At 70.2% G+C, this 11,804-nt stretch carries 8 protein-coding genes; all 8 read right to left on the bottom strand.

The genetic code is table 11. The features are described from left to right. Nucleotides 1–9: 9 nt before the first annotated feature. On the bottom strand, nucleotides 10–912 hold the full coding sequence (locus tag ACGFYH_RS31695; protein ID WP_393806616.1) for an NUDIX domain-containing protein: 903 nt from the start codon (nucleotides 910–912) through the stop codon (nucleotides 10–12). A 124-nt stretch (nucleotides 913–1,036) separates the two neighbouring features. Next, on the bottom strand, nucleotides 1,037–2,227 hold the full coding sequence (locus tag ACGFYH_RS31690) for a M15 family metallopeptidase (RefSeq protein WP_393806615.1): 1,191 nt from the start codon (nucleotides 2,225–2,227) through the stop codon (nucleotides 1,037–1,039). A 71-nt stretch (nucleotides 2,228–2,298) separates the two neighbouring features. Beyond that, on the bottom strand, nucleotides 2,299–3,774 hold the full coding sequence (locus tag ACGFYH_RS31685) for an NUDIX domain-containing protein (RefSeq protein ID WP_393806614.1): 1,476 nt from the start codon (nucleotides 3,772–3,774) through the stop codon (nucleotides 2,299–2,301). 57 nt (nucleotides 3,775–3,831) lie between these two features. Then, a complete protein-coding gene (locus ACGFYH_RS31680) occupies nucleotides 3,832–4,968 on the bottom strand; it encodes an NUDIX domain-containing protein (RefSeq protein ID WP_393806613.1) in 1,137 nt (378 codons plus the stop codon). A 77-nt stretch (nucleotides 4,969–5,045) separates the two neighbouring features. Further along, nucleotides 5,046–6,341, bottom strand: coding sequence for a methyltransferase, FxLD system (fxlM, locus tag ACGFYH_RS31675; RefSeq protein WP_393806612.1), 1,296 nt, complete (start codon nucleotides 6,339–6,341; stop codon nucleotides 5,046–5,048). Nucleotides 6,342–6,451: 110 nt separating this feature from the next. Further along, the gene (locus ACGFYH_RS31670; protein WP_393806611.1) at nucleotides 6,452–8,392 is read right to left on the bottom strand and encodes an ATP-binding cassette domain-containing protein; all 1,941 of its coding nucleotides are present in this window, start codon (nucleotides 8,390–8,392) and stop codon (nucleotides 6,452–6,454) included. A gap of 233 nt (nucleotides 8,393–8,625) precedes the next feature. Beyond that, the gene (locus ACGFYH_RS31665) at nucleotides 8,626–9,738 is read right to left on the bottom strand and encodes a hypothetical protein (protein ID WP_393806610.1); all 1,113 of its coding nucleotides are present in this window, start codon (nucleotides 9,736–9,738) and stop codon (nucleotides 8,626–8,628) included. A 4-nt stretch (nucleotides 9,739–9,742) separates the two neighbouring features. Continuing rightward, nucleotides 9,743–11,788, bottom strand: a complete 2,046-nt coding sequence (gene fxlM, locus ACGFYH_RS31660) for a methyltransferase, FxLD system (protein ID WP_393806609.1) — start codon at nucleotides 11,786–11,788, stop codon at nucleotides 9,743–9,745. Nucleotides 11,789–11,804: the final 16 nt, after the last annotated feature.

The following is an 11,804-nucleotide window of genomic DNA, read 5'->3' as shown; positions in this document are numbered from 1 at the left end:
GGTGAAGGTTCAGGTGTGCGTGGTCAGGAAGGTGGGGCCGTCACCGCGCCTTGCTCGCTCGATGGCGTCGAGACGGGCGAAAGCGAGCGGTGCCATCAGCTCCTGCCAAGTCGCGAGGTCGTGGACGGCCCACATGTCGTGCTCGGCGGGGTCGAGGCGGATCCGGCCGAGCTGCTCGGCGGTCAGCCGACCTCCGTCGAAGATGAGCCCGACCTTGTTCAACGGCAGGCGTGAACCGGCGTGCATGAAGTGCGTGAGAAGCAGCTTCGGCGCGTCCAGACCGAGTTCAAGGCCCGTCTCCTCGACCGCCTCGCGCTGAGCGGTCTGCAGCGGGTCCTCGTCCGGGGCGTCCAAGTTGCCGCCGGGGAACTGCCAGAGTCTCGAGCCGTAGACCGAGCGGAGCTGGATGGGCCGGTCGTGCGCGTCGCGGATGTACAGGCAGCCGTACACCGTGTGGTGGGGGACGGTCTGCGCGTACTGCTCGGCTGTCATCGGCATGGGGCGGCCGGGCCGGGCGGGGCGGTGGTCGAAGGCAAGGGCGAGCACGCCGAGGGCTTCCTCGTCCGGTGGGTAGATGCCGCGGAGGTTGGCGAGCAGCTCTCCGGGCGGCCCGTCCGGGTCGATGCGAGCGGTGTCCTCCCAGCGGAGCAGGTCCTCGAAGGAGGAGTACGGGGTGATCCGCTGCACGATGACGTCGAGTTTCCGCCCGGTGTCCCGGTCGTGGAAGACGACCGTGTCGCCGACGCCGATGTCGCGCTTGTTCGGGGCGGCCACCCTCACTTCGATCGTCTTACGACCGGCTTCCACGTGGCGGTAGTACCTCCCGAGCAGGTGCATGTGGTGCTCGGGTGGTGCGTCTCCGGCCGATGGGCTCGGGACGGCCGGGATCGTCTGTTGCGCGTCGTCGGGCATACGTGCCTCCGTTCGGTGCTGTCCGTCCGTCGCGGTCGTCCGGACCGGTCGTGGAACGGTGGCCGCCGCACTCCTGTGTCTGCGGATCGGAGCGGGTGGCGGGGAAGTAGAGTCCGCCGGCGTGCTAGGGCAGTTCGATCGGTCCGTAGCGCGCGTGAGGCTCCTGGCGCATCAGCGCGTCGTACCGGTCCGCTGCCGAGAAGTGCCAGAACTCGGTCCCATAATTCGTAAAGCCCGCGCTCTCCATGGCGTTGAGCAGCAGCGTGCGTTGGTGGCGTGCCTGGTCGCTGAGGTTCAAGGCGTGCGTGAAGCACGCCCCGTTGCTCTCCTCGGGGGAGGCGTTGACGCGGGTGCCGAGGTCGAGTTCGTGGCCGTCCTGGTCGACGAGGGTCACGTCCACGGCTGCTCCCGCGGAGTGCGGCGCGATCTCCGGCGGAGACACGTACCGGCTGGCGGCCTGGTGCAGCTGCTCAGGTGCCCAGTCGGGATGGGCGGCGGCCAGCTCATCGCGGTACTCGGTGAAATAGCGCTGCTGGAGCGCCAGTGGCCGGTAGCCCTCGATGAACAGCAGGTCGGTGCCGGCGGGCAGGAGCGAACGGGCATGCTTCAGCCGGGCGAGGACGCCTTCATGGACGTGGGCGAATGCGCCCAGCGGGTCTTGCTTGCGAGGGTCGACGCGGAAGTCGTGGTCGCGCACGTCGACGAGCGGCTCTCCGCACTCGCGCACCGGGATCGCCGCGACCTGCGGATCGGACATCAGCACCAAAGGGTTCATAGAGTCTCCCTGTGACGGCTTGCACTGCGGTAGCGGGGCGGCGGCAGGGATCAGATCGGCGTCGCGCACGATCCGGGCGACGGTGTCCTGCAGCGTGCTGTCGACCGGGACCACGGCTTCCAGACCGCCGGGCAGCAGATCCAGCTCCCGGTACCACGAGGTGAGGTGGCTGTCGGTGACTTGCTCCAGGTACGCGGCGTCCGCCTTCGACGCATGCCGTACCAACGTCGACTCCAGCGGCACGTCCAGGTAGTAGCAGGCCGAGACGCCGCGGTGGTCCCGTACCAGCGACGTGATCATGTGGCCGTAGCGGTCGGCGTACAGGATCCCTTCGAGTACCACGTGGAAGCCGGCGTCCAGGGCCTGGCGGGCGATCCTGCCGAGCAGGGCAATGTTGGCGCCGCCCGTGGTGTCGTGCTCGCGCAGCACGTTCCGGCGGATCACGTCCTGGCCTACGATCGCGACACCGCGGCCGTAGTGATCTCGCAGCCCCTGGGCCACGCTCGACTTGCCCGACGCCGAGTTCCCGCGAAGCACCACGAGTCGGGTGTCCGGGCGCCCGGCCGCTGTAGCAGCGGGCATGCGACTGGGTGCGCTGGTCGGGGTGCCAGTCATGCGGGCCAGCCCGTCTCGCTGTAAAGCTCACCGCTCTGGATCTTCGCGATAGCCAGTCGGGTATAGGGGACGAGGTCATCGGGAAGGGCAGTCGGGTCCCAGAATCTCCACTGCAGGCACTTGTCCGGCTCGCGCAGCTTCGGTTCCCCGCGCCAGGTACGGGCGCGGAAGAACAGGCCCATGCGGGGTGGGTTCCTGGGCTTGCCGATGTGGTGGACGACGTGGACGAGTTCGACATCCTGGCGCTCGATCTGCAGGCCGGCCTCCTCCTGGGCCTCCCTGATCAGGCAGGCGATAGCGTTCTCCTGCTCGCAGTGGCCAGCCAAGACGTGCCAGGTGGACGGCGCGAACGCGGAGTTGGGGTGGCGCAGTCCGAGCAGCACCGTCCCGTCGGGCCGCTCCAGATAGAGGTGGACGCCGATGATGTTGGGGACCGTGCCGTGCGGCGAAGCCAGACGCTCCTCCTCGGGTTCGGGCCCGCTCCGCATCGCTGGATTGCGGGCGGCGTGGCGCCGAACGAGGTCGCTGGTGGTGTCCGCGATGCGCAGGCGGTGGAGGTCCGAGGGGGCGAACCAGGCCAGCATTACCCCTTCGGTCAGATGGAGTTCGCGCGGATCACCGTTCCAGCGGCCCGCGTAGATGGCGATGGGCACGGTCGCGCCGGCGTCGTCGGTGGCGTACTCGGTGCCGAACGGGGTCAGGTCGGTGAGGTCGAGGCCGGCTTCCTCGGCAAGTTCGCGCCGGACGGTGTGTTCCAGGGTGGCGTCCTGGGGCTCTCGGCCGCCGCCCAGAAGGGACCACATGCCCGGCTCCCAGATCTGGCCGGGGAAGTAGTCGCGCAAGTGGAGCAGGTACTCGCCGCGGTCGTTGTGGATCAGGGCCGAGGCGTTGGCCGTCTCCGGTTCGACCTGGAACGGGAGCTTGAGCAGCTTCTCGCGCAGGGTCGGTGAGGTCACCCGGTCCACGGGGCGCCACTCGATGCCGCCGACTTCGTCCTCCTGAAGCACGACCGGCACCTCGGTCGAGGTATGCAGCCGGAAGAGGAGGCGGAGGGCGAAGTGCTGGTGGCCGGGTTCGCCCTTGCCCGGGTGGGCGTCGATGTCGTGGATGTCGATGTCCAGCGGCACGGTCTCGTAGCCGGGCCACGCGGTGACGGCTCGGGGCGGGATCCCGGTCTCCTCGTGCAGCTCCCGCAGTGCCACCGCTGCCAGGGAGTCGTCGGTGGGCTCGGTGTGTCCGCCTGGGGCTAGTACCTTCCCGCTGGCCAGGTGCAGCACGTGCAGGACGCGGCCGAGCTGATCGACGACGATCGCGCTGCAGGTGACGTGTCCGGTGAAGGTCGAGCGGCTGGCGATGTCCTCGCCGGTCCGGTCGAGGGCGTCCAGGAGGACGCCGAGCTGCTCGCGCTCGTGGGGGTGGCGTGCGAGGTAGGCATCGACGGTCGTGCGGATGTGGTGGTGCGACAACGGCATGTGGCTACCTCGGAGGGGGCGTGAGCGGGGCGAGTCAAGGCGGGGCGGTCGGTGGGGTCAGCTCAGCCGCATCCCCTCCGCAGGGATCTCCTCGATGGCGGCGGGGCGAGCGGTGGGCAGGCGCCACTGATCTCGTGTCGTCTCCATTGCGAGCTGGGCTTGTCGCGCTCCGGGCGGGCCCCAGCCCAGCAGGGCGGCTGCCTGGGCGGGGGTGGCGATCAGACGGGCGAAGGGGCGTCCGGTGGCGGGGTCGACGGCCGCTGGCCTGATGGCGGTGACCCGGGCGGCCAGGCGGAGCCGGGCGTTGGGCCCCACGCCTCCGTAGACCTCGCCGGTCTCGTCCAGCACCCAGCCCAGCCGAACCGGATCGGCCAGGGTGAGCTGGGCTTCCTCGGCGGCTTCGCGGCGCAGGGTGTCCTCGGGCGTCGCGTCGGTGCTCTCCACGGTGCCGCCGGGCAGCATCGGCAGCGCGCCCCGCGGGCCGGGGTCGGCCACAAGTACGACCCTGCCGTCAGGAACGAAGCACCAAGCCCAGGCTTGCCGTACGGGGAGCCGCTCGGGCACGGGGCCGCGGTTGAGGGGGCTGTCCCACAGGGGCCGGTAGCGGACGTGGACGTCGTGCCGGTCCAGGGCTGGGACGTCGAGGATGTGCTGGCCGTCGGCGAGGTGGGCGGTGGCGGTGTTCCCGAGTCGGGCACGGTAGGCAGCGAGCATGATTTGCGCATCCACGGGGCGCAGCCGCCGTACTGCGTCTCGGGTCTCCAGGAAGGCGTACTCGGACAGCTCCTCATAGGGCAGGCTGATCGCCTCCACCTGGTTCGGGCGAAGGGTTCCCGCGTCGAAGACGAAGCGGACCTCGCCGGGGCTGGTCGAGCGGGGTGCGAGGTCGGGGTGGTACGAGGAGAAGGAGTGGACGGCGAGCACGGCCGACAGAGGCAGGACGAGGCCCAGTTCCTCAGTGATCTCGCGCCGGCAGGTGACGTGGGGGTGTTCGCCGGGTTCGACGACGCCTCCGGGCAGCAGCCACGTGCCGTCCTTGCGGTAGGTGGGGCGCACCAGCAGGACCCGGCCGACCTCGTCGGTGATGATCGCGGCTGCGCCTAGCCAGGCAGCGTGCCGGGCGGCGGCGTACTGCGCCGCCGGCAGAGCAGCATCCGGAGCGACGCGATCCGAAGGGGAGACAGGAGAGGACACGGGTCTCTGCCTTTCACGACTATGGACGGGTGGACGTGCAGCACGGGTGGGAGGCGGTGATCAGGAAGCACCGTCGTTCATCCGGCGTCGTTCCTTTCGAGGTCGGTGGGACGGGCGGTGCTGACGGGCAAGATCGGCCAGTCCACGGTGACGCGGGTGTGCTTCTTGGCGAACACGTGCGGCTCGTGGACCGGGCCCGCCGGAGCACGGCCGGCTGCCGGGCGGGCGGTGATGAGGGGGCAGCGGGCGCCGCGATGGTTGCGCTGCCAGCTCTCGACGTGCTCGGCCATCTCCCGCGCGGCGAGGTGACCGTGGTCGCCGTAACCCTGGACGACGAACTCGTACCGGCCCTTGCCGTCGTCTCCGTCGCCGATGCGCTCATGGGCCAGCCGGGCGAGGGAGGCTCCGCGGACGATCGCGGCGGCGGGCCAGTGCGGGGGCGGAGGGTTGAGGACCTGGTGGTCGCCGTCGGGGTCGGCTTCTAGGCGGCAGAAGCCGGGCAGGGCGCCGGCGAGGTAGAGCGTGAGGAGATCGAAGGGCTCCTGGCCCTCGACGGTGATGTTGGTACGGGTGACGGTCGGCTCGCGGGTGAGGGCGGGGGCGAGTTGGTCCACGGACAGCGGGGTGCAGTCTTCCCAGGAGAGGTGGACTCCGGTGCCGGGGACGGTGCGGCGGTTGGGGTTCCAGGCGCCGTCGCCCTGCATGGCGACGAAGCCGCAGATGACGAGCGGTTCGTCGCTGTGCAGCGCCCCCTTCTCCTTGGTGAAGCCGATGGCCCAGTGGTAGCCGTGCAGGCGCAGCGGCGCGACGAGTCGGCCGCCGACGGACAGGGCGTCGATCCAGGGCAGGTCCCAGGTGTCGACGGTGACCACGATGGCGTCGAATCCGCCCTCCGGCACCACCTTGGAGGGCAGATACTCGGCGTCCGCGGTGACCACACTTACCTGGCTGTATCCGGTCTCGGGCAGGAAGCGGACGGCTCTCTCGGTGACGACCGGGTCGATGTCGAGGGTGGTGACGTGACCGGTCGGACCGACGAGTTCGGCGATCAGGGCGGCGTTGTATCCGCCGGAGCCGATCTCCAGGACGCGGTGGCCGGGTTGGATGCGGGCGGCTTCGAGCATGTCGGCTTGTAGCCAGGGCGCGGAGATGGAGCTGGTGGTGGTTCCGTCGTCGCGGTGCCGGGTGGCGACGATGTCGTCGGCGTACGCAGAGGGGAGGGGGACCTCGGGGGCGAAAGCGTGCCGGGGCACGGTTCGGAAGGCGCTCTCGACTGCGGCGGAGCGGATGTGGTTGCTGGCGCGGAGCTGCTCGACGAGCTGGTGGCGAAGCTCACTCGCGTCGCTGACTTCGGTGGCCGATGAAGTCGTCACGGCATTCCTTCCGGTGTTCGTCGGACGGTTGAAGCATGGGGAGCAGGGAGGATCGGCGGCGGGTCGGTTCACTTGCCTGGCGGAGCGGTGGTCTGGCGAGGGCGGGGTGGTCAGGGGGTGTCGCCGCTCATCCGTCGCTGCAGTTCCCACAGCGTGCGGAAAAGTCCAGGTTCCTGGGTGAGCTGGGCATAGGTGCCCTCCTGGACGATTCGTCCTTCGTCCAGGACCACGATTCGGTCGGCGACGGCCACGTTGGTGAGCCGGTGTGTGATCAGCAGGATGGATCGGTCCTTGGCCAATTCGCGCAGGCCGGAGAAGATCCGGTGTTCCGCACGGGCGTCGAGGGCGGCCGTGGGTTCATCCATCACCAGCAGCGCTGCCTGCCGGTGGAAGGCGCGGGTAAGAACGAGGCGCTGCCACTGCCCGCCGGAGAGCTGCTGCCCGCCGAACCATTCGCTGGTCAGGAGGGTGTTCAGGCCGGAGCGGAGGCCCGGCAGTATCTCCGCGGCGCCGGATGCCTCGCACGCGGCGAGTAGCGCTGCATCGCTGGTGTCGCCCTGCCCGAACGTGATGTTGTCGCGCATCGTCAGCGGCAGGTACGTGAACTTCTGCGGCACCAGCGCGACATGCTTCCACGCTCGCCACGGATCGAGGTCCGCCGTGGAGACGTGGTCCCAGGCCACGTCACCCTCGGTGGGCAGTAGCAGCCCACACAAGAGACGCGAAAGGGTGGACTTGCCGGAGCCGTTCTCTCCGACCAGTGCCACGATCTCGCCCCGCTTCACGTGCAGGGAGACGTCGCTCAGGCTGTCCTTGGGGGCGCCGTCGTAGCGGTAGGTGACGTTGCGGACCTCGAAGCGCTGCGGGGCGGCAGCCACCGTCTCGGTGCCACGGGAGTCGGCCATGGCCTGCCCGTGGGCGTTGTCGAGAAAACCTTGCCAGTCCTGTACGTACCAGCCGGTGCGTACCAGGCGGGCCCCGCCGTTGATGATGCCGCGCACCGAGCCGGTGGCGGTCTGGAGGGCGAAGACGGCGCCGCCTCCGGCCGCCAGGCCCATCTGTCCCGACGCCAGGAGCCACAGGAGCGCCGCCCACACCGCGATCGAGGCAATCCCGCCGGCCACGGCTCCGGCCAGTCCCATCCAGGCACCGGTGTTCGCGGCCTGGCGTTCCGCCGCGTTGACGGAGGCGGCCAGCTTCCGGTACCGGCCGATCAGGAAGGGACCGGCCAAACAGGCCCGCATCTCCTCGCTGGACTCCATGTAGGCCATGTGCCAGCGCAGCTTGCTCAGCATCCGGCGCCGGCCGGAGGTCTCCAGGCCGGCGAGGTAGATGACGCGGGCGGAGCGGACGTAGGCGGCGGCCTGCGGCAGGCACGCGAGGAAGAGAAGGGGAAGGAGCAGCGGATGCAGGACGGTCAGAACGGCGGCGCCGGCCGCGAGTGTCGCGGTGGCTGCGAGGACGTCCTGCGCTTCCTCGACCAGGTCCGGGGTGACCTGGGCGCCGCGGTCGGCGATGTCGTAGGCGTCGTTGTAGCCGGGCTTGTTGTTGGCGGCCAGTTCCGCGCCGAGCGCGGCCTCGACCATCGTCACTTCCGCGGCCCGACCGAGCACTGGGCGCAGTCGGCCGGTGAGCCAGACGACCGCGATCCCCAGCATCGCGCGCAGACCGGTGGCAGCGGCGATCACGGCCAGCTGCGGGGCGGCATCCCACAGCCTCTCGGTGATGTCGCCCGCGGAGATCAGCGCGGTGATCGTGCCCGTGACCGCCAGGAGGCCGAGAGCTGCGAGGACGCCTGTCCCGACCTGACACACCAGCAGCCCGATGGTCGCGCCGCGGTCCACACGCCACGCCATCTGTACCGAGCGGCGCACGAGCGAGGGCAGGCGGCGCGCCATGGTGCGGGAGGTCAGCTGAGAGCCGGCCTGGAGGCGTGACTCGTCGCGGTAGAGATATTCCTCTTCTCGAACGCTGGCCTCCTGCGGTTCGTCCTCCGGCGTGGTCCCTTTCGGTGGTTGCGGCGGCTGGTCCTGTGTAATGGCCGAGGTCATCGTTCCCCCTAGGACGGTCACTGCGGCAGAGTCGTGAGGTCTAACGACACGGCTGCGATATCGAACACACGTCATTCGGTCGTGCTGGAAAGCCCGCTATTGCCTGCGTGAGGGAACCCTGCAGGCGCGGGATCCCTGACGGGGCTTGGAGCAGCTCCGGGCGGGAAATGGCCGAAACGCCGACACCGCCGCGCGCCGTGGACAATCCGGCAGCTCCTCCCGGTCGTCCGCTCCTAACGGGGTTCCGGTTCGGTCTTCAGCAGCCTTTCCAGCTCTGCGGAGGCGTGGGCGACCGCGCCCTTCAGCGCCTGGTGGTGGTGGGCGGGCAGGACGCCGGATCCCAGTCCGGCTGCGGCGATCACCGCGTGGAGCGCGTGGGTCGAACCGGCGTCCAGGACGGACGCGGCGATGGGGTGGTGCAGTACGTCGCGGGCAGCGTAGGCGTCGAGCCGGGCCACCTCGGCGATGGTTTTGGGCAGCGTGTCCGCGCACTGCCCGTCGGGGGCCAGTTCGAGGGCGGTCAGGCCCGCCCGGGTCTGGAACACGGCGGTCGACGGATCGGGAGGGGCGAGGAGCACGGTGGCTTCGTCCAGAGTGTGTTCGAGGTCGGCCCGCGCAACCGGGACGCCGACGGGACGGCAGTGGGTGCGCAGGAGCAGGCCGATGGGGGTCTCCCAGGATTCCGTGGGCTGGGTGGTGTCGATCAGGTCGAGGGCCTGTTGGCTTCGTCCTTGTTCCATCAGAGCCATGATTTTGATCTGGCGGCCGTCGAGGAGCCGGTTGCCGATGCCGCGGTGCTGGGCCATGGCGTCGGCTGCTTCGGTCCATCGGCCGATGCGTGCGAGGGCGCGGGCGCCGTCGACGAGCAGGGTGACCCACAGCTCCTGGCACACTTGCCGGTGATCGGCCTCGGTGCTGGTCAGCGCGGACAGGTCGATGGTGCGGCCGTCTATCTCGGTCTTTCCTCGTTGGCGGGCGGCGTGGTTGAGGCAGGTGAGGAGGTCATAGGCTGCCTCGCCTTGGCCGTCGCGTGTCAGTAGCCGGGAGAGGTTGACCAGTGGCATCAGCGACATGACGCCGGTCGGCCCGCTCTGCTGTCCGGCGTCGGCGAAGACCTGGTGCTGGCGCCAGCACAGGTCGGTGGCCAGGTTGGGCAGGCCGACGTCGGAGGCGATGAGTGCGGCGTAGTTGAGGATGCTGCAGGTGCGGGCCACCAGGTCGTGGTGGCTCGCACCTGCGGGTGCGACGGTCAGCCCGGTGAGGTGGTTGATGCGCTCGTCCAAGGGGAGCGCGGGCGCCTTGGTGCGGCGGACCAGGGGGATGCGGCTGGCTATCGCGGGGATCATCGGCTCAGCCCTTGCGCGCCCAGTCGACGGCGAGTCGGCTGTAGGGCTTGTCGACGACGAAGCGCGCCTCGTCGACCGTCAGCTGGTCACGGGAGTCGGCGACGGCCATCCGGAAGCCCGGCTCGGGGGCGTCGTTGCCGCCGCTGGCGTCCCAGGCGCGGATCTCGGTCACGGCGCGCTCGGCGAGGTCGCCTCCGCCCTTGCCGTGGCCGATCACACCGACCTCCCAGTACCGGCCCTTCTCGTCTTCGCCTTCACGGATGGTCAGGTAGGCCAGCGACTCGCCGTCGAGGGCGGCCATGGAGCCCCACCCGAAGTGCGGGGTGAACCCGGGGCGTTGGCCCGGCAGGCGGGACAGGCCGTTGGGCAGTGCGCAGGCCAGGTACAGGTACAGCCACTCCCACGCCGAGCCCTGTCGGAACTTCACCCCGGTGTAGATCTTACTCTGCTGCTCGTCGAGAACCGTGCGCAGCGCGTCGCGGTTGACGTCCTGCTCGCTGAACGTCTCCAGGCGCACGTTGCCCTCGCCGGACATGGGGACGAGGGTGTACACGTCGTCGCAGACTCCCTTGCGGAGCGGGACGAAGGTGGCCATCTCGCAGGAGACGGTCTTCCACGTGTCTCCGTCGCGTTCGAAGGCGAAGGAGCGGGAGATGCTGCCGCGGATGCGCATCGGCAGGACCAGGCGCCCGTCGGGCGCGAGCTGGTCGAGGATCTTGACCGGGACGTCGCCCGCGCCGACCGTGAATTGGATGCGGTCGTAGGGGGCGTGCTCGGGCAGCCCGGCCGCCCCGTCGGCCATCACCGCGGTGGCGTTCTGCACGCCGGCTTCGGCAAGGTGCTTGCTCGCGCCGGCGATGAGGTCCTCGTCGACGTCGAGGGTCCACACCTGCCCGCCGGGCGAGACGATCTGGCCGAGGAGGGCTGCGTTGTATCCGGTGGCGGCCCCGGCTTCCAGGACCTTGTGACCGGGCTGGGCGCCGAGCTGTTCGAGCTGGGTGGCGACGACGGACGGCGCGGAGATGCAGGAGATCATCTCCCCGTGCTCGTCGTGCTTGATCGGGACCGCGTCCTCCTTGTACGCGCTCTCCAGGTCGACGCCGGGCAGGAAGGCGTGCCGGTCGGTGGTGCGGAACGCGTCGATGGCAGCCTGGCTGCGCAGGTGGCCGCTGTCGACGAGGCGCTGGGCGAGGGCTTCGCGCAGCTGGGTGGGGTCGTTCACGGGTGTCACGGTGGTCTCCATTCGAGGGAGGTTAGGGTCCGCCGGGGCGGACTTGCGGGTAGACACGTCAGCGCCTTCTCCGGTGGAGAAGGCGACGTGACGGCCGAGCCACGCGGTGGCGGCCTGCGCGTCAACGGGTACGCCCGCGCGGTTGAACGCGAAGATGGCGTGTTGGGCGAGCACGCCCCGGATTCCGCGTATCAGTCGGCCGTCGGCGGCGAGTCGGCGCAGGCGGCGGCCGGCATCCTCGAACGCGGCGACGCGCTCGCCCCAGCCCGCTTCCGGCTGCGGGCGCAGAGCGGCGTCCGCGTTCATCAGCCGCCGCATCGCGGAGACGGCCTGCTCCAGCGCGGCCCCCTGGGGCGGGTTGACGGGATGCCGCAGGGCAGCCCACCGGGCGTAGACGTCCCCGACTTCGAACGGGTCCAGCCCTGTCGCGCGGATCATGGCGGACAGCAGCATCACGCTGCGCTCGCGGGCGCCGGGGGTACTGGTCTCGGCGAGCGCGGCCGGGCTGTCGGCGCAGAACACGTCGTGCGCGACCTGCATGCCCTCGGGGCCGCCGAACGCATAGGTCTCCGGCTCGTAGATCCCGCCCGTCCAGCCGGTGATCACACGGTCGGCGACGAGCTGGTCCAGCAGACCGGTGGCGGACTGTTCGGTGCGCAGGCGCACGCCGGCGTCCTTGCGCAGGAAGTGGAACCGGCGTCCGGATAGCGCGGTGGCCAGGGCCTGTGCAGCGGTGTGGTGCGGGTCGGGGAACGCCACGGAGGCGTGCCACCAGGAGGTGTTCGGTGGGATGGGCAGGTTCTCGTCGTCGAAGGTCATGGGCAGCGAACTCCTT

The organism is Streptomyces sp. NPDC048392 (assembly GCF_043200575.1).
Taxonomy (GTDB): Bacteria; Actinomycetota; Actinomycetes; order Streptomycetales; family Streptomycetaceae; genus Streptomyces.
This window is presented reverse-complemented; position numbering and strand designations above follow the sequence as displayed.